We start from the raw sequence: 20,128 nt of genomic DNA on the forward strand, positions 1-20,128 counted from the left end.
GGACCACAGGAGGGAGGCGCCGTGACCGGCCAGGACTGGATCGAGAAGGACTTCTACGCCGTGCTCGGCGTCACCAAGGACGCCGACGCCGCGACCATCAAGAAGGCGTACCGCAAGCTCGCCCGCCAGCTGCACCCGGACCAGAACCCGGGTGACGCCAAGGCGGAGGCGCGGTTCAAGGACATCGGCGAGGCGTACGCGGTCCTGTCGGACCCCGAGCAGCGCCAGCAGTACGACCAGCTGCGGGCCATGGCCGGCGGCGCCCGCTTCACCGCGGGCGGTCGCGGGGCCGGCGGCACCGCGGGCTTCGAGGACGTGTTCGGCGGCATGTTCGGCGGCGGGGCCAACGGCCCCGGCGGGCGGGTGCGGTACTCCACCGGCGGCGCCGGCGGCGCGGGCTTCGAGGACATCCTCGGCGGCCTGTTCGGCGGTGCCGGCGGGTTCGGCGGCGCCCGCGGCCCGCAGCCGGGCATCGACCTGACGGCGACGACGACGCTGCCGTTCCGCACGGCCGTCGAGGGCTCGACCATCTCGCTGTCCGTCGAGGGGCGCACCGTCAACGCGCGGATCCCCGCGGGGGTGCGCGACGGGCAGAAGATCCGGCTGCGCGGGAAGGGCCGGCCCGGCGACCCGGGTGCCCCGGACGGCGACCTCGTCATCACCGTGCACGTCGAGCCGCACCCGGTGTTCACGCTCGACGGGACCAACCTGCGGGTGACGGTGCCCGTGGCGTTCGACGAGGCGGCGCTGGGCGCGACCATCGAGGTGCCGGCGCTCGACGGGTCGACCGTGCGCGTCAAGGTGCCGGCCGGCACGCCGTCGGGCCGCACGCTGCGCGTCAAGGGCAAGGGCGTCGCGACGTCCAAGGGCACGGGCGACCTGCTGGTGACCGTGCAGGTCGTCGTGCCGCAGAAGCTGTCGACGGCCGCCAAGGAGGCCGTGCAGGCGTTCGGCATCGCGACGTCCGGCGAGGACGTGCGCGCCGAGCTCATGGCGCAGGCGCGGCGCTGACACGACAGGACGAAGGGGACGGGCGAAGGGAGGGACGATGGACGAGGACTCCAAGGTCTACGTGATCTCGGTGGCCGCTGAGCTCGCGGGCATGCACCCGCAGACGCTGCGGCAGTACGACCGCCTCGGCCTCGTCCGTCCCGCCCGCACGCGCGGCCGGGGCCGCAGGTACTCGATGCGTGACATCCGCATGCTGCGCGAGGTGCAGCGCCTCTCGCACGACGAGGGCGTGAACCTCGCCGGCATCAAGCGGATCCTCGAGCTCGAGGAGGAGGTGCAGGCCATGCGCCGGCAGGTCGAGTTCCTGCGCACGCTCGTCGACCCGGGCCGCCGGGTGTTCCGCGCGGACCCGACGGGCAACGTCGTGGCCGACCGGTTGCACCCGCTGGCCGAGGCGACCGCACCGCGGCCCACCCGCTGGGTGCCGCGTCAGCTCACCTCGGGACCGCCCCGCCGCGGCCGTGAAACCGGCGCGGTCGGCTGAGTCCTCGCGGGGCCCAGCCCCACGGGCAGCGTGGACAGGCCGTGAGTCGTGGCGCTGTCGACGGACGCGAGGTCGTCGGCCGCGACGCTGATGCGGGCCTCCGGGAAGCGGTGGACGAAGCCGACGAGCGCCCGCTCCGCCAGCACCACCGCGAGATGCTGCCCGAGGCAGCGGTGCGCACCGTGGCCGAACGACAGGTGCCGGTGCGGTGTGCGTGCCAGGTCGAGGGACTCGGCATCCGCGTACTGCTCGCGGTCGCGGTTCGCCACCGGTGGGGACGAGAAGACGACGGCTCCCTCCGGCAGGTGCGTGCCACCCAGCACCAGGGGGGCCGTGACGCGTCGGACGACACCCAGGTTGTTGGACGGGACGTACCGCAGCAGCTCGTGCACGGCGACGTCGTGCGGGCCGGCGAGCAGACCGTCACGCGCGTCAGGGGACTCCAGGAGCAGCCGCAGCGCCATCGCGAGGAACTGCACGACCGGGACGTCGCCTCCGATCTGGAGCGACACCAGCACGCTCGACAGCTCGTCGTGCGTCAGCCGGCTGTCGGCGCGGAGCCGGGCGACGACGCCCGCAGGGTCGAGGTCGTCGCTCGCGGCCACGGCGTGGGCGGCTCGCCACGCGTCGAACACGGCGGCTCGCCACGCGTCCTGGTCCAGCTCGGGCGACTCCATGCGCTCGATCGCCTCGGTGAGGGCGCGGTGGTCGGCCTCGCTCGTTCCGAGCGTGAGTCGCATCATCCGGCGTGCCAGCGGGACGCAGTACTCCGCCACGAGGTCGGCGTGCCCCGGTCCGGCGACCAGGTCGTCGAGGGTGTCGTCGACCATCTCCGCGACCCGGGGGGTCAGGGTGCGCGCGGCGCGCGCGGTGAAGTGCGGGACGACGACGCTGCGCACCGCCGCGTGGTCGGGGCCGTCCAGACCGAAGAACCACCCGGGTACCTCACCGCCGCCCTCCCGTGGTGGTGCCGCGTTGATCGACGAGCTGAGACGTTCGTCGGTCAACGCCGCCCGCACGTCGGCGTCCCGTGTCAGGAGGTAGGCCGTGCTGCCGCCGGGGAAGGTCAGCAGTCCGACGTCACCGCGGTCGCGCAGCTCCTCGTACTCGCGCGGCGGCGCGAACGGGCACCGTCGCGTCGTCAGCTCGGGCAGCGGGACCGGCGTCGGGGCGTGGCCGGTCACGGCTGCTCACCTCCCGCCCGAGCGGGCGCGTCACTCGTCGAAGGCGACGTCTGCGCCGTCGGGTCGAGGGCGCCGGCAGGCGTGGTGACCGGGCGCGCGAGCAGGAGCGGGGAGACGGCCGCGAGAAGAGCCAGGAGCGCGACCCCGGAGATGCCGGTCGCCGTCGTGATGCTCGTCGCGGACCAGAGCACGCCGAAGACGGCGTCGGTGAGTGCCATCGACAGCCCACCCGCGACTCCCATGATCGACACCATGGTGCTGCGGAGGTGGTCCGGGAAGGTCGCGTGCGACCACATCCCGACGACGGTCAGGACGAACCCCAGGGCCGTCTGGCCGACGACCAGCGTGACGACGACCGCCGCAGCCCCCCATCCCGCCGTGCACAGGACGGCCGCCAGGGTGAGCGTCCCCACCGTGACGGCCGCGCGATGACGACGCTCCCCGAAGCGCGCGAGGGCGGCACCACCCGCCGAGGCGACGGTGAAGACGACGAGGACCGCACCGAGCGACGGGACCGGCAGCCCGGCCTCGACGGCGAGCGGCTGCCACGACAGCACGACGACCGCGAACCCGGCCGAGCTGATCGCGGTGACCACGGCGATGACGCGCAGCTCACCGACGACGGCGGCACGCGCCCCCTCGAGGAGCGTGTCGCGGACGCGGCCCGCGCGGCGAGGGCTCTCGGCCCAGGTGAGCCGGACCCAGCCGGCAAGCAGCAGCAGCAGGACGCTCGCCACGGCGATCACCATGCCGGTGTCCGCCGCGTCGACGAGGAGGAAGACCGCCAGGGCCCCCGCGGCCGAGGCGATCCAGCGGGTGACGTGCGTCCGCCGGACCGTCGAGGCGATGAGGTCGTCCCGACCTGCCGCCCTCAACCCGTTGATCACCATGGCGTACGGCATGCCGGAGTAGCAGGCGATGCCCGCGGCCCACAGCACGAGCGCGATCGCGATGGTCCAGGCGGACGACGCGGCGCTGAAGAGCAGCTGCCCGGAACCCCACAGGACGAGGCCCACGACGAGCATCCGGCGCTGGCCGAAGAGGTCGCCGAGCGCTCCGCTGGGGGCCTCGACGACGGTCGACGCGATGCCGGCCACCGCCAGCACGAGGCCGATCGTCGGGGGTGCCAGACCTGCCGACGTCATGTGGACGACGTTGACGGCCCCGAACGCGAAGTCGGCGACGGCGACGACCGCCACGAGCGCGGCGAGCTGGCGCCGCAGGGCGGAGGGGGTCGGGCCGGCCTGAGACGTGCTTGCGGTCATGCCGGTCCCCTCGACGAGTCGCTCACGGTCCGGAGCGTGCCGTCCCCGCCGCGCGGGAACAACAACGTCCTGTCCACACCGGACAGTCCGCAGAGCACCGCGACGAGGCGCTCCCACCCGACGAAGAGTCCCACCATCCCGGGCGGGGCGACCTCGCCGGACCGGTTGAGGTAACCGAGGTCGGCGGCGGCGCCGGCATCCGCCGCCTGCTTCGCCAGGTCGTCGACCGCCGCGTACTCCCGCACGTGGACGACCTCCACGCCGCCGAGGTGCAGCTCGGCGTCACGGATCACGGTCCGTCCGTCCGGTGTGGTCGTCCTCGCGGAGGTGAAGGACCGCACGGCGAGGCTCGAGTCCGACTGCTCGCCGTCCCCCCACTGCAGGTCCGGGTGCATGCTCCAGGTGGGGTTCCACTGGAGCGCGACCAGACGGTCGACGTCGTCGCCCGCACCCGCCATCGTGCCCGCCACGTCGAGGATGCGGCGCACGCGCCCGCCGTCGTCGGCGGCGGGCAGGGCACCGAGGCGCACCTCGCCGCCGGTCCCCGTCACGGGGTCGTCCTGCTCGAGGGCGGACGGACCGTCGCTGTCGAGGCGGTACAGGCGTGCGCCCGCGTCACGCAGGCGGTCGGTCAGGAGCTCGCGTGCCCGAGCGGGCCACGACGACGGGATGGAGAAGAGCTGCAGGTCGTCCAGGGTGACGGTGCCGGCGGCGCCGGACGCGCCCCGGCCGTCGAGGACGCGGTAGTGGTCGTCGGTGATCGTGACACCGACCCGGGCCGCGAGATGGGCGACGAGGTCCTGGGCGGCCCGCATCAGCTCCTCGAGGGACGTGTGGGACGCACCGACGACGAGCTGCTCGAACTCCAGCAGGTAGTTGCCGTCGCGATCGGGGTCGTGGACGACCTCGTGGCGGTAGCAGCGGGCGAACGTCCAGCACGGTTCCAGTCCTTCGGCCAACGCGAAGAAGAGGGGAAGCTCCGGGGACTGGAGGAGCCGCAGGTCGTCGCGCGCACCGAGCGCGGGGTGACCGAGGGCGTACTCCGTCGCGCCGTACTCCTCGGTGCGGAACCACACGTGCGGCAGCGTGACGTGGGTGTATCCGCGACCGGCGAGCCACTGCTGCACCTCCAGACGCAGCCGCGACGCCTCGCTCAGCTCGGTCCGACCGTGCACGACGTGGTCGGGCCGCCTCGGGGCCGGCGTCGCGGCCAGCGCGCCGACGCGGAGCTCCTCGACACGGACGGTCATGCCGTCGAGGGTTCCGCGCACACGTGCCGGGACCTCGGTGCCGTACCCGCGTGGGACGTCCGTCAGCGTGAACCAGCCGCGGCTCGTCGCGAGGTAGTGCTGGCCCTTGTCACGGATGAGCCAGCCCGTCGAGTCGAAAACGTTCATCTCCAGCCGTTCCTCTCCTGGCGTTCTGATGGTGTCCCGGGTGCTCTGTCGGTGGACGTGCTGAGGGGCGGGCCGCCCACGGTCACACCAGCACGAGGCAGTCGAGCGAGACGCACGAGCCCGGCCGCCGGTCGGCGGCCGCACGCTCCTTGGCGGCGAGGACGTCGTCCGGGTCGCTCGAGACGACGTCCCCCAGGGCGACCGCGGTGCGCTGGGTGCACAGGGCGATGCGGCCGTCCGCGTCGATGAAGACCCCGCGTTCGGCCGCCCGGCAGCGCGCGGAGGCGTCCACCGTCCCGGTCTGGAGGTAGCGGCGGAAGCGCGCGTAGTAGCCGGGCCGCTCGCGGGCGCCGGCGCCCGCGAGCTCAGCCGCGAGCTCTCCGCGGTCCTGCTCAGGGAGCGACATGAGGCTCAGGGGGTGGTGGGCCGGCAGGGCCACGGGGATCAGCTCGAGCGCGTACCCGTGCCGGTCGGCGAGCTCGCGCACGGGCGTGACCTCGCGATGGTTGCGGCTGGTGACCACCATGCACAGCTGCGCGTGCTCGACCCCTGACGTCGCGAGCGCCTCGATCCCGCGCAGGGTGGCGGCCGTCCCACCGCGGACCCGGTCACCGAGACCGGGGGAGACGTGGTCGATGGACACGTGGACCTCGCAGCGCGCCGCGCGCAGTGCCGCGAGGATCTCGCCGCCCAGCAGGAGCCCGTTGGTGAAGACGCTGACGTTGCGCGCCCGGCGTGACGCGACCGCCAGCAGGTCGCAGAAGTCCGCCCGCAGCAGCGGCTCGCCACCGGTGATGTTGATCTGCCGCAGGTCGACACCGCGGTCGACGCACCGCCCGAGCCAGCGGTCGTACACGCCAGGGCTCAAGGACTCGGTGACGTACGACGCGGACCCGGTCTCGTACCAGCAGTACGTACAGGACAGGTTGCATCCGTTGGCGATCATGAAGGTCTGTTCGCTCAGCACAGCGCTGCTCCCGTCTCCAGCGCGACCGGAGAGCCCGGCCGGCGCTCTGCTCCGAGCTCCTCGCCCGTGGACGAGGCACGGACGCCGAGCGTGCGCATCGACGCCCACGACTCCGTGGCCGCCGCAGCGGCGCGCGAGACCGTCGCGTGAGTCGTCGGCTCGTCCCGGACGAGCGCGAGGACCTGTCGCCCGCGCTCCGCCAGCTCTGTCGGTCCGCTCTCTCTCGCTCGCTCGTGGACGCGGGTGAGGGCGCGGGCCTGCACCGGTCGGACGCGGCGGAGCACCGCCAGCGCGAGCGCGTCGGTGACCCACTCGGCGGCGTCGTCACGGCTGCCCTGCGTGCGCACCAGGCCCCCGAGCCACTGGTGGACCAGCTCGTGGACGAGGTAGACCCAGCGCAGCTTCCCGGGCGACGCGAGCAGCTCGTCCGCGAGCAGCACGAGGCCGGGGAACGCGAGCGCCCGTGGCCACTCGAGCCCGCTCGCGACCACGACCACCTCGTCCCAGGGCAAGGGCCCCAGGGCCTCCAGCAGGCCGCACCAGACGGCGTGGACGTCGGGCTCGAGGGCGTAGCCCGTCCCCGGCGTGCCGTCCGTGCGGAAGCGTGCGACCTCGTTCGTGCGCAGACGGCCGCACGGCACGACCGCGACGTCCGCCAGCCGGGGGTCGCCGAGCGTGTGCAGCACCGACACGTTGGTGAGCGAACCACCGCGGCTCGGGTGCCCGACGAGGTGCGCACGCAGGTCGGCGGCGCCCAGCGTGCGGGTCTCGTCGCCGTCGGTCACGGTGGTGCCCAGCACCGCCGGTCCCGAGGCGTCACGCGCACGTGCCACCAGCACGTAGCCGGTCTCCGAGACCACGCACCAGTCGCCGTCCTCGGAGTCGACGACGAGCTCACGCGCCAGACCGCGAGGACGGGTCAGCACGAGACGGCTCCCCGGTGCGAGCGAGACGTCGCTGTGGTCGTCGGCGACGGTGCCGCCGCCGATCAGCGCGCTGTCCCCGGACCCCAGGTGCAGCCGACCACGGGTCTTCTCCCCGAGGGAGGCGCCCGGCAGCCACGGGGCCCGGTCGTTGGTGCCGACACCGAGCTCCACCACGGCACCCGCGGGCACGGCCGGATCGCCCCGCCATGGTTCCGTCAGGTCGACGAGGAGCGAGTGCCGGGCGCCGTCACGCACGCGTGCGCGGCCCCGCGTGCTCCCGGGTGCGAGCACCGCCCACGCCTCGCCGAGAGGTACCTGCACCACGGGGACGTCGCGCTCGAAGGACGTCACGTCCGTCCGGACGTCGAGCACCTGCGTCGTGAACCGTGCGTCGTCCGCCTCGACCCGCAGGGTCGGGGAGGACGCCATCGCCGCGGCGTAGGCACGGGCACGGGCCTCGGACTCGTACCAGGGCACGGCGAGAGCGTCGAGGTAGCGGTCCTCGAGAGCGGAGGACAACGCCGGGTCGCGCAGTCCGTGCGGGTAGTCGACGACGATGAGCGGGCTGGTCCGGTTCCGGAGCGTGTCGAGTCCTGCCTGCCCGGCGGGGTGTGGCCCGAACGGGTCGTGGTAGACGTCGATGCTCGCCGGGGTGCCGTCGTCCGCGGGTGGTGCCCATCCGTGGTCGTCGTCCCGCGAGGCCGTCACGACGACCGTGAGCCCCCGGATCCGGAGCTCGCGCGCCCACGCCTGCCAGACCCGCCCGTGCCCACGGTGGTAGATCCGGGCGTGTCGTGCGGCCGGCGCGAGGCGCTGCACCAGGTCGCCCAGGGCGACCGCCGCACGTGTCTCCCGTGTCATCCTTCGGTGAGCACGAGCGTGGTCATGGTCCGGACGAAGTCGCAGCGGTCGGCACTGAGCTTCGGACCCCACAGGAGCTTCTCGAGCGTGCACGGGCCGCCGCACATCTGGCTCGCCACGCACCCGTCGCAGCTCTCCGACGAGGGGCCCGCGAGGTGCCACTCCCGGCCACGGGCGTGGCTGTCCTCCGGCGTGGTCTGCACGCGGTGGTCGTTGTGGTGCACGAGGCACAGGGACCTCTCGCCGGACGCGCTGACGTAGATCGGCCAGGACCCCTCGCCGTCACCGAGGAGGTCCCCGTCGACGCAGTGGTCGGTCTGCGCCACACCGGTCCGGATGTGGGAGGGGATGAAGGTGCCGGGACCGTGGAACTCCACGTCCTTGGACCGGCAGTACGTCCAGATGTCGAAGACGGCGGTCGCCAGCTCCACGCCGCCCGTCTCCCACCCGGTGGCGGTCGGTTGGGGCGAGTTCAGCGCGACGGTCTCGATGGGCAGCCCGGACTCCTCCAGGAACCACCGGACGTAGGTCGGCAGGTGCGGCAGGTTGAGCTCGGTCGCGGTCATGAGGATCGCGCCACGACCTCCTGCCTCGGTCCACAGCCGCAGGCCGCGCGCGGCCTTGTCGTAGGTGCCGCGACCGTTCTTGAAGACGCGTAGCTGGTCGTTGACGGCGGGCGGTCCGTCGAAGCTCATGATGAGGTCGAAGTCGTGCTCCGCGAGCCAGGCAGCGCGTTCCGCGGTCATGACCGTGCCGTTGGTGGTCATGGTCTGGCGGAACTCGGAGACGAGCCCCGCGCTCAGGGCCTCACGCAGCATCTCGTCGCCGCGCTGGATGAGCGCCCACTCCATCATCGGCTCGCCGCCGAAGTACTGGATGGTGACGTTCTCGCCGCGGGCCTGATCGATGAACCACGACATCTCACGCTCGAAGGTCTCCAGGTCCATGCGGGGCTGCGCGTCCGGGTAGAGCGCCTGCTGGAAGCAGTAGCCGCATGCCATGTTGCAGCGCTCCGTGAGCGCGATGCGCAGCGTGGCGAACCGGCCGCCGCGCCGCTGTGCCCGCTCCATGCGCAGCTCGTTGAGCCGGGCGATGGCCGTTCCCGGGGCCTCGTCCTCGTGGACGACGAGGCCGGCTTCGAGGAGCTCCTGGGCCTGCGCGGACGTGACGTCGAGGGCGCCGGGGTCCTGGAGTGCCGCGACGTCGTCGGGCGCCAGCTCCCACGACTCGAGCGTCAGGCTGTTGAAGGCGACGGTACGTGCGGGTGACGACAGCACGTGCGCGTACCTGCTTCGGTGCAACGGCATAGCGGCTCCTCAACGTTCGGGTCGGCCCCCGGTGAACCCCCGGCGGGTTCACCGGGGGCCGGTGCTCACGAGGTCGCGAGCGTGTGGGACTCCTCCGCCAGCGCGGCGAAGAGCTCGGCCTCGAAATCGGCCTCGGGGTCGTTCCACTCCGCCCGCTTCGGGCGGTACGAGGAGCGGGCACAGAAGTCGCCTGCTCCCTCGATGGTGAGCGTCTGCTTCTTCATGCAAATCACCTCCATTCATCGGGTTTGGCCACCGTAGCGGGCGGGCGTCGTCGCGCGCCAGGGTTTGTCGCAATGTGTATGACGGCATTGACTCTGCAACATGACCGTGATATCTGGTGCCCGTCGTGGGCATGACGACGAGGGCCCCGTCGCTGGTGCGACGGGGCCCTGGGCGGGAGGTGCGGGTGCGTCAGGCGCCGACGAGGCGCTCCGCGAGGTACTGCTCGACCTTGTCGAGGGCGACGCGGTCCTGGGCCATCGTGTCGCGGTCCCGCACGGTGACGGCCTGGTCGTCGAGCGTGTCGAAGTCGACCGTGACGCAGAACGGCGTACCGATCTCGTCCTGGCGGCGGTACCTGCGGCCGATGGCCTGCGTGACGTCCATGTCGACGTTCCAGCGGCGACGCAGCGAGTCCGCGAGGTTCGTCGCGACGGGCTGCAGGTCCGCGGACTTGGACAGCGGCAGGACCGCGACCTTGACGGGTGCGAGTCGCGGGTCGAGCCGCAGGACGGTGCGCTTCTCGGTGACGCCCTTGCCGCTCGTCGCCTCGTCCTCGTCGTACGCGTCGACGAGGAACGCCATGAGGGAGCGGTTGGGGCCCGCCGACGGCTCGATCACGTACGGCGTCCAGCGCTCTCCCGACTCGGGGTCGAGGTGGGAGAGGTCCACCCCCGAGCTCCGCGAGTGCGTGGTGAGGTCGTAGTCGGTCCGGTTGGCGATGCCCTCGAGCTCGCCCCACTCCGAGCCCTGGAACCCGTACCGGTACTCGATGTCGACCGTACGGGAGGAGTAGTGCGACAGCTTCTCCGGCGGGTGCTCGTGGAGCCGGAGGTTGTCACCGCTGATCCCGAGCCCCGTGTACCAGGCGAGGCGCGTGTCGATCCAGTACTGGTGCCATTCTTCGTCCGTGCCCGGGGCGACGAAGAACTCCATCTCCATCTGCTCGAACTCACGCGTACGGAAGATGAAGTTGCCGGGCGTGATCTCGTTGCGGAAAGCCTTGCCGATCTGCGCGATCCCGAAGGGCGGCTTCTTGCGTGAGGTGCGTGCGACGTTGGCGTAGTTGACGAAGATGCCCTGCGCGGTCTCGGGCCGCAGGTAGTGCAGGCCGGACTCGTCCTCGACCGGGCCGAGGTACGTCTTCAGCATCATGTTGAAGTCGCGCGGCTCGGTCCACTGCCCGCGCGTGCCGCAGCCGGGGCACGCGATGTCGGCCAGCCCGTTCTCGGGCACGCGGCCCTTCCTGGCCTCGAAGTCCTCCAGCATGTGGTCCTCACGGAACCGCTTGTGACAGCTGAGGCACTCCGTGAGCGGGTCGGTGAACGCACCGACGTGCCCCGACGCGACCCACACCGGCGTCGGCAGGATCACCGACGAGTCGATGCCCACGATGTCGTCGCGCCGGGTCATCGCGATCCACCACTGGCGCTTGATGTTCTCCTTGAGCTCGACCCCGAGCGGGCCGTAGTCCCACGCAGAACGGGTTCCGCCGTAGATCTCTCCCGACTGGAAGACGAAACCGCGTCGCTTGGCGAGTGAGATGGCGGCGTCGAGTCGTGCGGGGGACGGCGTTGCGTTCACGGGAGCTCTCCATGGGACGGGTCCGCCGCGCGGTGGACCGGGAACGGTGGGGACGTCATGGGCGTCGGTGACCCAGCACTGTAGACCTCTTTACTTCTCCACCACGGGCGTCGCGCGCTCACGGGCGTGGTGGAGGCTGCCGCGGCGAGCCCGTCCGCGCGCGTTGGACCGGACGGGTGACAGCGGGTCGAACCCGTTGTCGGAAACGGACAATCCGGACGACGATGGCCCGACCACCGCGGCTGCGGCGGCCTGGCACCGCGGGCCGTCGCCTCACGAAGGGTCCGCCCGTGACCGACGCCCCCGCCAGGCCCCTGCTCGGCGCGCACGACATCGCCGTCGACCGCGAGCGGGTGCGCCGCCGCCGGGTGATCCGCCTGTGCCTGGTGGTCCTGGCGCTCGAGGCGTACGTCGTGTGGTCGGCCCTCACCGGGCGGCCGCTCGTGGCGCTGCCCGCCGTCGACCCGCTGGTCGTCGCCCCGGTGCTGTTCTTCGTCGCGCTGATCGGGCTGCTGCTGGGCACGCAGGTGGGCGCCGGGCGCTCGCCGCACATCACGTTCCGCCCGGAGCAGGTCGACGTCACGCTCGACGACGTGGTCGGCATCGACCCGATCGTGGACGACGTGCGCCGCTCGATCGACCTGTTCCAGACGCACCGCCGGTTCGCCGACAAGATGGGGGGCACGCCGCGCCGGGGCATCCTGTTCGAGGGGCCGCCCGGGACCGGCAAGACCCTGACGGCCAAGGCGATGGCGGCCGAGGCGGGCGTGCCGTTCCTGTTCGTGTCGGCGACGAGCTTCCAGTCGATGTACTACGGCGCGACGGCCCGCAAGATCCGCGCGTACTTCAAGGCGCTGCGTGCCGCGGCCCGCAAGGAGGGTGGCGCGATCGGCTTCATCGAGGAGATCGACGCGATCGCGCTGCGCCGCGGGGGTCTGCTGGGTGCCGCGCCGACGGCCGCGTTCGTCGGGCTGCCGTCGCTCTCGGCCGTGCTCGCCGGCCAGGGCACCGGGGTGGTCCGCAACGCGATGGTCTCCGAGGGCACGGGCGGCGTGGTCAACGAGCTGCTGGTGCAGATGCAGTCGTTCGACGAGCCCGTCGGCGCCGATCGCGTCTACAACCGCCTCGTCGCCGCCGTGAACCTGCTGCTGCCGGCGCACCGCCAGCTCAGGCTGCGGCGCCCCACACGTGCGCCGCTCCTGCTCATCGCCGCGACCAACCGCGCGGACCACCTGGACCCGGCGCTGCTGCGCCCGGGCCGGTTCGACCGGCGCCTGACGTTCAACCCGCCGGACGCGCACGGGCGGCGCGCGCTCGTCGACCACTTCCTCGCCCGGCGCGCGCACCACGCGGAGCTGGACGAGCCCGCGGCCCGCGACCGCGTGGCGGCGGCGACGAGCGGGTGGACGCCCGTGATGGTCGAGCACCTGCTCGACGAGGCCCTGGTCAACGCGTTGCGGCGCGGCGACGACGAGATGCGGTTCGTGGACGTCGAGACCGCGCGCATCACCGAGCTCGTGGGCCTCGGCCACCCCGTGACGTACACGGCGGGGGAGCGCGCGCTCATCGCGACGCACGAAGCGGGCCACGCCGTCACCGCGTGGCTCGTCGCCCCCAACCGCAACCTCGAGGTGCTGACGATCGTCAAGCGCGGGTCCGCCCTGGGGCTGCTCGCGCACGGTGACTGCGAGGAGGTCTACACGCACACGCAGTACGACCTGCGGGCGCTGGTGCAGATCGCGATGGGCGGCTGGGTCGCCGAGGAGCTGTTCTTCGGCCAGACGACGACGGGCCCGGCCTCGGACCTCGCGGCCGCCACGCGCACGGCGGCGCAGATGGTCGGCGCGGCGGGCATGACGGGGTCGCTCGTGTCCTTCGCTGCGACCGACAGGGACCTGGTCTCGGCCGTCATCGCCGACCGGTCGGCGCGCGCCCAGCTCGAGGAGGTGCTCGACAGCGCGCGGGGGACCGTGCGCCGGCTGCTGGCGAGCAACCGGGACCTCGTGGAGGCACTGCGGGACGCGCTGCTGGACCGTCACGAGCTGGTCGGCGAGGAGATCACCTCCGTGCTGGAGAAGGCCGTCGCGTCGCGTCCGGACGGGGATCGTCCGGTCCGTTCCGCGGAGCACCTGCGGATCGCCTGAGCAGTCGTCGCGCCTTCGGGTGAACCTGGAGCCCAGAGGGCCCTGCGGTGCCTTTGGTCCCCTTGACAGCGTCCGCATCGTGAGACGATGGCGGGGCCGGAGAACCCGGCCGCCGTATCCGTCGCACCTACAGGAGCGTGTTCCCGTGTCCGCCGCCACCTGGCACCGTCACCCGACGACAGCCGCCCCCCGTCTTCCCCTCCGCACCCGCCTGCGCCACCTCACCGAGACCGTGCGCTGGGCCCCCGCCCCGTACTTCGAGGGCACCGCACGCCAGCGCCTGCAGTACGTGGGCTACCTGCTCGGCTCCGTGCTCGTCTGGACCAGCGGCTCGCTGGTCGTCCTCGCGGCCCTCGGCCGCGCGCTCACGTCCTTCTGAGGCCACCGCCCGCACCGGGTGCGCGACGAGGCGCACCCGGCCCGGGCGGGCCGGACCCCGGTCCGCAGCAGCTCTCGAGCCCGACGTCCCCCCGCGGACGTCGGGCTCGTGCACGTCACGTTCCGGCACGCCCGTGCGGCAAAGCCGACAACGCGCGCGAAGCGCCTGTGGACGGCCCTGGGGACACGCCGCCGTTCGGTGTGCACACGGCTGTGGGTCGCCGCGGCGTGTCGGGTGGCGGACGCACGTCGCCGCACGTCAGGGGGCGGTCCCGGCGTCCACAGGGAGTGCGCGAAGCTGCGCACAGGGTGAAGAACGACACGTCTGTAACACAACACCTAGTGGCGGCTTGCTATGTCAGACCCCAGGTGTAGTGTCTAGACAGACGGCTCGCCCCGAACCACACGGGGGTCACGCGGACCTCGTCAGCAGCTCGGCAAGCCCCCTCGCGGGGGTGCCGGCTGACCGGCGAGGGCGACGCAGGACCTCCGGCCCCCGGGTGTCGCGGCCGCGACGGTGAACACACGACGACCACACAGCTCGGGGGAGCAGACATGACCATCACGGTGTACAGCAAGCCGGCATGCGTGCAGTGCACGGCCACGTACCGCGCCCTGGACAAGCTCGGCCACGACTACACGGTGGTCGACATCTCGCAGGACGCCGACGCGCGTGACTACGTCATGTCGCTCGGCCACCTGCAGGCGCCCGTCGTCGTCGCAGGCGGCGAGAACTGGTCGGGCTACCGCCCGGACCGCATCAAGGCGCTCGCGGACAAGCTGGCGACGCAGGTCGCCTGACACCACCGACGGGCCCCCGGCGGCCCGTCGCCCCGGACGCCCCGGGCCGACGCACGGCTCACGCCGCGTCGGCCCGGCAGGCTTTCGCCGAGCGGTCGACCGGTATGCGAGGCAGCCGCGGTGCGTCCGGACCCGGTCGGTGACGACGAGCAGCACGACGACACGGACAGGGAGGGCGGCGATGGACAACCTCGTCTACTTCTCCTCCGCGTCGGGCAACACCCACCGCTTCGTGCAGAAGCTCGGCCTGGGGGCGCGGCGCATCCCGCTGCGGCCCACGGACGAGTTCCTGCACGTCAGCGCGCCGTACGTGCTCGTGCTGCCGACCTACGGGGGCGGCAACGAGGGCGGCGCGGTGCCACGGCAGGTCGTCAAGTTCCTCAACGACGAGGACAACCGTGCGCTGATCCGCGGCGTCATCGCGGCCGGCAACACGAACTTCGGTGAGGCGTACTGCATCGCCGGCGACATCGTGGCCTCCAAGTGCCACGTGCCGTACCTGTACGCCTTCGAGCTCATGGGAACCACAGAGGACGTCACCCGCGTCCGCGAGGGATTGGGAAGATTTTGGCAGCGACAGTCACAGATACCCGCGTAGACCTGACGGGGCTGGACTACCACGCCCTCAACGCGATGCTCAACCTGTACGACGCGGACGGGAAGATCCAGTTCGACGCCGACCGGCAGGCCGCGCGCGAGTTCTTCCTGCAGCACGTCAACCAGAACACGGTCTTCTTCCACGACCTCGACGAGAAGCTCGACTACCTGGTCGAGAACAAGTACTACGACCCGGCCGTGCTCGCGCAGTACGACCGCGCGTTCATCAAGTCGCTGTTCCAGCACGCGTACGCGAAGAAGTTCCGCTTCCAGACGTTCCTCGGCGCGTTCAAGTACTACACGTCGTACACGCTGAAGACGTTCGACGGCAAGCGGTACCTCGAGCGCTTCGAGGACCGCGTGTGCATGGTCGCGCTCGCCCTGGCCGAGGGTGACCAGCAGTTCGCGACGAACCTGGTCGACGAGATCGTCTCGGGCCGCTTCCAGCCCGCGACCCCCACGTTCCTCAACCTCGGCAAGGCGCAGCGCGGCGAGCCGGTGTCCTGCTTCCTGCTGCGCATCGAGGACAACATGGAGTCCATCGCGCGCGGCATCAACTCCGCCCTGCAGCTGTCGAAGCGCGGTGGCGGCGTGGCCCTGCTGCTGTCGAACATCCGCGAGCACGGCGCGCCCATCAAGCACATCGAGAACCAGAGCTCCGGCGTCATCCCCGTGATGAAGCTGCTCGAGGACTCGTTCTCGTACGCCAACCAGCTCGGTGCGCGCCAGGGCGCCGGTGCGGTGTACCTGCACGCGCACCACCCGGACATCTACCGCTTCCTCGACACCAAGCGCGAGAACGCGGACGAGAAGATCCGCATCAAGACGCTGTCGCTCGGCGTCGTCATCCCGGACATCACGTTCGAGCTGGCGAAGAAGAACGAGCCGATGTACCTCTTCTCGCCGTACGACGTCGAGCGTGTCTACGGCGTGCCGTTCGCCGACGTGAACGTCACCGAGAAGTACTACGAGATGGTCGACGACGGCCGGATCCGCAAGACCAAGATCAACGCGCGCGAGTTCTTCCAGACCCTCGCCGAGATCCAGTTCGAGTCGGGCTACCCGTACGTCATGTTCGAGGACACGGTGAACCGGGCCAACCCCATCGAGGGCAAGATCACGCACTCGAACCTGTGCTCGGAGATCCTGCAGGTCTCGACGCCGTCGACGTACAACGAGGACCTGTCGTACGCCGAGGTCGGCCGCGACATCTCCTGCAACCTGGGCTCGATGAACATCGCGCTGTCGATGGACTCCCCGGACCTGGGCAAGACCGTCGAGACCGCGATCCGCGCGCTGACGGCCGTCTCGGACCAGACGAGCATCGAGTCGGTGCCGTCGATCAAGAAGGCGAACGCCGGCGGCCACGCCATCGGCCTGGGCCAGATGAACCTGCACGGGTACCTGGCGCGCGAGCGGATCTTCTACGGGTCCGACGAGGGCCTGGACTTCACGAACATGTACTTCTACACGGTGGCGTACCACGCGATCCGCGCGTCGAACCTGCTCGCGCAGGAGCGCGGGGAGAAGTTCTACGGGTTCGAGAAGTCGACCTACGCGACCGGCGAGTACTTCACCAAGTACATCGAGCAGACGTGGACCCCGCGCACCGCGCGCGTGCAGGCGCTGTTCGACGAGGCCTGCGTGCGCATCCCCACGCAGGACGACTGGCGCCTGCTGGCCGCGCTCGTCGCCGAGCACGGTCTGTACAACCAGAACCTGCAGGCGGTGCCGCCGACCGGCTCGATCTCGTACATCAACCACTCGACGAGCTCGATCCACCCGATCGCGTCGAAGATCGAGATCCGCAAGGAGGGGAAGATCGGGCGCGTCTACTACCCGGCGCCCTTCATGACGAACGACAACCTCGAGTACTACCAGGACGCGTACGAGATCGGTTTCGAGAAGGTCATCGACACGTACGCCGAGGCGACGCAGCACGTCGACCAGGGCCTGTCGCTCACGCTCTTCTTCAAGGACACCGCCACCACGCGCGACCTGAACAAGGCGCAGATCTACGCGTGGCGCAAGGGCATCAAGACGATCTACTACATCCGCCTGCGGCAGATGGCGCTCGAGGGCACCGAGGTCGAGGGCTGCGTCAGCTGCATGCTCTGACGCCCCACCTGCGACGACGCCTTCGACGAGACTGAGGAACGAACACATGATGAGCACGGGCAAGCTGAAGCTGGTCGACCGCGTGTCGGCGATCAACTGGAACCGGCTGCAGGACGAGAAGGACGCGGAGGTCTGGGACCGCCTCGTCGGCAACTTCTGGCTGCCGGAGAAGGTGCCGGTCTCCAACGACATCCAGTCCTGGGCGACCCTCACCGAGGCCGAGAAGACGATGACGACCCGCGTCTTCACCGGTCTGACGCTGCTGGACACCATCCAGGGCACGGTCGGCGCGGTCAGCCTCATCCCCGACGCGCTGACCCCGCACGAGGAGGCCGTCTACACGAACATCGCGTTCATGGAGTCGGTGCACGCCAAGTCGTACTCCTCGATCTTCTCCACGCTGATCTCCACCAAGGAGATCGACGAGGCGTTCCGCTGGTCGGAAGAGAACCCGAACCTGCAGCGCAAGGCCGAGATCGTCCTGAACTACTACCGGGGTGACGAGCCGCTCAAGCGCAAGGTCGCCTCGACCATGCTCGAGTCGTTCCTGTTCTACTCCGGCTTCTACGCGCCCATGTACTGGGCGTCGCGCGCCAAGCTCACCAACACGGCCGACCTCATCCGCCTCATCATCCGTGACGAGGCGGTGCACGGGTACTACATCGGCTACAAGTACCAGAAGGGCCTCGAGCTGGTCAGCGAGGCGGAGCGCGCGGAGCTCAAGGACTACACGTTCAACCTGCTGTTCGAGCTGTACGACAACGAGGTGGAGTACACGCAGGACCTCTACGACGACCTCGGCCTGACCGAGGACGTCAAGAAGTTCCTGCGCTACAACGCCAACAAGGCCCTGATGAACCTCGGCTACGAGGCGCTCTTCCCGCGCGACGAGACGGACGTCAACCCGGCGATCCTCTCCGCGCTGAGCCCCAACGCCGACGAGAACCACGACTTCTTCTCCGGGTCGGGCTCGTCGTACGTGATCGGCAAGGCCGTGAACACCGAGGACGACGACTGGGACTTCTGAGTCGCGGAGGATGAGGCGGCTCCGGCCGCTGGTCCTGAGACAACGAACGCCCGACTGGCAGGTCGGGCGTCCGAGGCACACGAGAGGCTCGTGCTGGGGTGCTACCCACGCAGGAGAACACCTCGACGTGCCGCTGTGCAAGCCGGCACGGGAGGAGGTGATCAAGTTGGCACGAAACACCCGGCAGACCGGTGCTAAGGCCGCCTCGGCCGCGAGCAAGGTCCTGGCGAACCCGAAGTCGTCGAAGGCGGCGAAGTCCGCTGCAGCGTCCGCCCTGTCCCAGAGCCCGAAGCGGGGTCGCTGAACAGTACGGCGGGCCGCCGAGCAGTCGAAGCGGCCCGCCATCTGCCGTTCCCGCCGCCAATGGGCTCAGCCGCCGCTCGTGATCTCCGACGTCGACGGTGGCGTCGGAGTCGATAGGGCGTGCAACTCATCGCACATGCTCGCGCGTGCTCACATATCGCGCGGCATGGACGCGGGTGCGCGCCGAAGGCGAGGCGCCGAGGAAGTCAGGGGCGGGCCGCGCTGAGCCCTTTCTCGACTCGCCCGAACGACAGGGCATGTAACACAAGCAGCAGTGCTCGGGTCTCCAGTCGACCGCTACCTGCGACCGGAGCGCTGCGACCTCGTGTCAGTTCCCATCGGTAGAAAGGAGGTGTGGCCGTGGCCGAGATCAGACGTGACACCGAGGTTGCGCGCACTGCGCTGGCCCGCGGGGTCGAACTGCGTGTGTGGGTCAAGGCCGCGGGCCGCTGTGTTCTGTGCGCGGCGTACCTGCTCGACGAGCGCACGTGGCACATCCACACCACCAAGGTCGGAGAGGTCGCACACATCGTCGGCGCGTCCTCGGGACCGAAGTCGCCGCGTGGCAACAGCCCGCTTGACGAGGAGGCCCGCGCTGCCGAGTCGAACCTGATGCTGCTCTGCCACGCATGTCATCGGATGGTGGACGACCCGCAGAACGTCGAGATCTGGACCGAGGGCGTGCTGTCCCAGCGCAAGGAGGAGCACGAGGCGCGCGTCCGCCGTGTCACTGACTTCTCGACCCTGCAGCGCACCCTCGTGGTGACCACCGAGAGCACGGTCCGGTCCGAGCGCGTCACCGTCGGAAGCCGGCAGATCACCCACGCTCTCGTCGAGGAAGGTCTGACCGCGCACATGGACGGGGGCCTGCGGAGCGACATCTGCGTCAAGCTCCCGGAAGCCCTCGACGACCCGTCCGACTGGGCCTACGCGATGAAGACCATCGTGGCCCAGGTGCGGAAGATCAGGAGGAGCATCGAACAGGGCGCCGATGCCGACCTGTCGGTGTTCGCGCTCGCGCCGATCCCGCTGCTGATGAACCTGGGTGCCCTGCTGGACGACACCACGACGGTCCGGGTGTTCGACCGGCACCGTGACGACCACGAGGCCAGGGCGTGGATGTGGCGAACCCGGCGAGAGGGACCCCCGGTTAAGTTCGACATCGACGTTCCGCGCGACGCATCCGCCACCGAACTGGTCATCGAGGTCGCCGTCTCGGGGACCGCGCGAGTCGGCCGACTGCCTGAGGATGTCGAGCCGCTGCCGCGCGCACGTATGGCCCTCACTGGGCAGGACGCCCGCGCAGGCGTGCTGGAGACGCGCGCGGACCTCGATGCCGCGTCCGCGGCATGGACGAGATCCCTCGCCCTCGTCGAGGAGCGGTGCCCGAACGTCCGGACCCTGCACGTCGTCGCATCCGTGCCCGCGAGCCTCGCGGTCCGCATGGGTCGCGCGCGCATGCGCGCGGCACACCCGGCCTTCGTGGTCTACCAACTGGCGAACGGTACGTACATGCCCACCCCCACGATCACCGACCCGGTTGAGTAGGAGA

17 protein-coding genes are annotated in these 20,128 nt (G+C 70.9%); 9 read left to right on the plus strand and 8 right to left on the minus strand.

The window, feature by feature from the left end:
• Positions 1–21 precede the first annotated feature (21 nt).
• Positions 22–1,011: a DnaJ C-terminal domain-containing protein gene (locus tag NP075_RS02250; RefSeq protein ID WP_227564877.1), complete on the plus strand. Its 990-nt coding sequence runs from the start codon at positions 22–24 to the stop codon at positions 1,009–1,011.
• Between the two features lie 37 nt (positions 1,012–1,048).
• Complete coding sequence (locus NP075_RS02255) at positions 1,049–1,495, plus strand: heat shock protein transcriptional repressor HspR (RefSeq protein WP_227564878.1); 447 nt, start codon at positions 1,049–1,051, stop codon at positions 1,493–1,495.
• On the opposite strand, the gene NP075_RS02260 is transcribed toward NP075_RS02255, so the two are convergent.
• The 8 genes from NP075_RS02260 to NP075_RS02295 all read right to left on the minus strand — a co-directional run bounded on the left by NP075_RS02260 (position 1,441) and on the right by NP075_RS02295 (position 11,208).
• Complete coding sequence (locus NP075_RS02260) at positions 1,441–2,679, minus strand: cytochrome P450 (RefSeq protein ID WP_227564879.1); 1,239 nt, start codon at positions 2,677–2,679, stop codon at positions 1,441–1,443. The genes NP075_RS02255 and NP075_RS02260 overlap by 55 nt on opposite strands.
• Entirely contained in the window at positions 2,676–3,944 is a 1,269-nt protein-coding gene (locus NP075_RS02265) for an MFS transporter (protein ID WP_227564880.1), read from the minus strand. The genes NP075_RS02260 and NP075_RS02265 overlap by 4 nt, the downstream gene beginning before the upstream one ends.
• Positions 3,941–5,341, minus strand: coding sequence for an amino acid--tRNA ligase-related protein (locus NP075_RS02270; protein WP_227564881.1), 1,401 nt, complete (start codon positions 5,339–5,341; stop codon positions 3,941–3,943). The genes NP075_RS02265 and NP075_RS02270 overlap by 4 nt, the downstream gene beginning before the upstream one ends.
• A gap of 82 nt (positions 5,342–5,423) precedes the next feature.
• Complete coding sequence (locus tag NP075_RS02275) at positions 5,424–6,308, minus strand: radical SAM protein (RefSeq protein ID WP_227564882.1); 885 nt, start codon at positions 6,306–6,308, stop codon at positions 5,424–5,426.
• A complete protein-coding gene (locus tag NP075_RS02280; protein WP_227564883.1) occupies positions 6,302–8,095 on the minus strand; it encodes a hypothetical protein in 1,794 nt (597 codons plus the stop codon). The genes NP075_RS02275 and NP075_RS02280 overlap by 7 nt, the downstream gene beginning before the upstream one ends.
• A complete protein-coding gene (locus tag NP075_RS02285) occupies positions 8,092–9,402 on the minus strand; it encodes a radical SAM protein (protein WP_227564884.1) in 1,311 nt (436 codons plus the stop codon). The genes NP075_RS02280 and NP075_RS02285 overlap by 4 nt, the downstream gene beginning before the upstream one ends.
• 65 nt (positions 9,403–9,467) lie before the next feature.
• Positions 9,468–9,626, minus strand: a complete 159-nt coding sequence (locus NP075_RS02290; protein ID WP_227564885.1) for a hypothetical protein — start codon at positions 9,624–9,626, stop codon at positions 9,468–9,470.
• Positions 9,627–9,816: 190 nt separating this feature from the next.
• The gene (locus NP075_RS02295; protein WP_227564886.1) at positions 9,817–11,208 is read right to left on the minus strand and encodes a glycine--tRNA ligase; all 1,392 of its coding nucleotides are present in this window, start codon (positions 11,206–11,208) and stop codon (positions 9,817–9,819) included.
• Positions 11,209–11,498: 290 nt separating this feature from the next.
• Here NP075_RS02295 and NP075_RS02300 point away from each other — a divergent pair, with 290 nt between their 5' ends.
• The 7 genes from NP075_RS02300 (at position 11,499) to NP075_RS02330 (ending at position 20,124) form a co-directional block, all read left to right on the plus strand.
• Positions 11,499–13,352, plus strand: a complete 1,854-nt coding sequence (locus tag NP075_RS02300) for an AAA family ATPase (protein WP_227564887.1) — start codon at positions 11,499–11,501, stop codon at positions 13,350–13,352.
• A gap of 145 nt (positions 13,353–13,497) precedes the next feature.
• A complete protein-coding gene (locus NP075_RS02305) occupies positions 13,498–13,731 on the plus strand; it encodes a chemotaxis protein CheW (protein WP_227564888.1) in 234 nt (77 codons plus the stop codon).
• Between the two features lie 554 nt (positions 13,732–14,285).
• On the plus strand, positions 14,286–14,531 hold the full coding sequence (gene nrdH, locus NP075_RS02310) for a glutaredoxin-like protein NrdH (RefSeq protein ID WP_227564889.1): 246 nt from the start codon (positions 14,286–14,288) through the stop codon (positions 14,529–14,531).
• Positions 14,532–14,712: 181 nt separating this feature from the next.
• Positions 14,713–15,129, plus strand: a complete 417-nt coding sequence (gene nrdI / locus NP075_RS02315) for a class Ib ribonucleoside-diphosphate reductase assembly flavoprotein NrdI (RefSeq protein WP_227564890.1) — start codon at positions 14,713–14,715, stop codon at positions 15,127–15,129.
• On the plus strand, positions 15,099–17,246 hold the full coding sequence (gene nrdE / locus NP075_RS02320; RefSeq protein WP_227564891.1) for a class 1b ribonucleoside-diphosphate reductase subunit alpha: 2,148 nt from the start codon (positions 15,099–15,101) through the stop codon (positions 17,244–17,246). The genes nrdI and nrdE overlap by 31 nt, the downstream gene beginning before the upstream one ends.
• A gap of 46 nt (positions 17,247–17,292) precedes the next feature.
• Positions 17,293–18,273: a class 1b ribonucleoside-diphosphate reductase subunit beta gene (gene nrdF, locus NP075_RS02325; RefSeq protein ID WP_227564892.1), complete on the plus strand. Its 981-nt coding sequence runs from the start codon at positions 17,293–17,295 to the stop codon at positions 18,271–18,273.
• Positions 18,274–18,936: 663 nt separating this feature from the next.
• Positions 18,937–20,124: an SAVED domain-containing protein gene (locus NP075_RS02330; protein WP_227564893.1), complete on the plus strand. Its 1,188-nt coding sequence runs from the start codon at positions 18,937–18,939 to the stop codon at positions 20,122–20,124.
• The last annotated feature ends 4 nt before the right edge of the window (positions 20,125–20,128 follow it).

The sequence above is a fragment of the Cellulomonas wangsupingiae genome (genome assembly GCF_024508275.1).
GTDB classification, from domain to species: Bacteria; Actinomycetota; Actinomycetes; order Actinomycetales; family Cellulomonadaceae; genus Cellulomonas; species Cellulomonas wangsupingiae.

Excerpts from the sequence above, each read along its gene's own strand:
- NP075_RS02255 (WP_227564878.1), top strand. The coding sequence starts at position 1,049 with ATGGACGAGGACTCCAAGGTCTACGTGATCTCGGTGGCCGCTGAGCTC.
- NP075_RS02265 (WP_227564880.1), bottom strand. The coding sequence starts at position 3,944 with ATGACCGCAAGCACGTCTCAGGCCGGCCCGACCCCCTCCGCCCTGCGG.
- NP075_RS02270 (WP_227564881.1), bottom strand. The coding sequence starts at position 5,341 with ATGAACGTTTTCGACTCGACGGGCTGGCTCATCCGTGACAAGGGCCAG.
- NP075_RS02280 (WP_227564883.1), bottom strand. The coding sequence starts at position 8,095 with ATGACACGGGAGACACGTGCGGCGGTCGCCCTGGGCGACCTGGTGCAG.
- NP075_RS02285 (WP_227564884.1), bottom strand. The coding sequence starts at position 9,402 with ATGCCGTTGCACCGAAGCAGGTACGCGCACGTGCTGTCGTCACCCGCA.
- NP075_RS02290 (WP_227564885.1), bottom strand. The coding sequence starts at position 9,626 with ATGAAGAAGCAGACGCTCACCATCGAGGGAGCAGGCGACTTCTGTGCC.
- nrdH (WP_227564889.1), top strand. The coding sequence starts at position 14,286 with ATGACCATCACGGTGTACAGCAAGCCGGCATGCGTGCAGTGCACGGCC.
- nrdI (WP_227564890.1), top strand. The coding sequence starts at position 14,713 with ATGGACAACCTCGTCTACTTCTCCTCCGCGTCGGGCAACACCCACCGC.
- nrdF (WP_227564892.1), top strand. The coding sequence starts at position 17,293 with ATGATGAGCACGGGCAAGCTGAAGCTGGTCGACCGCGTGTCGGCGATC.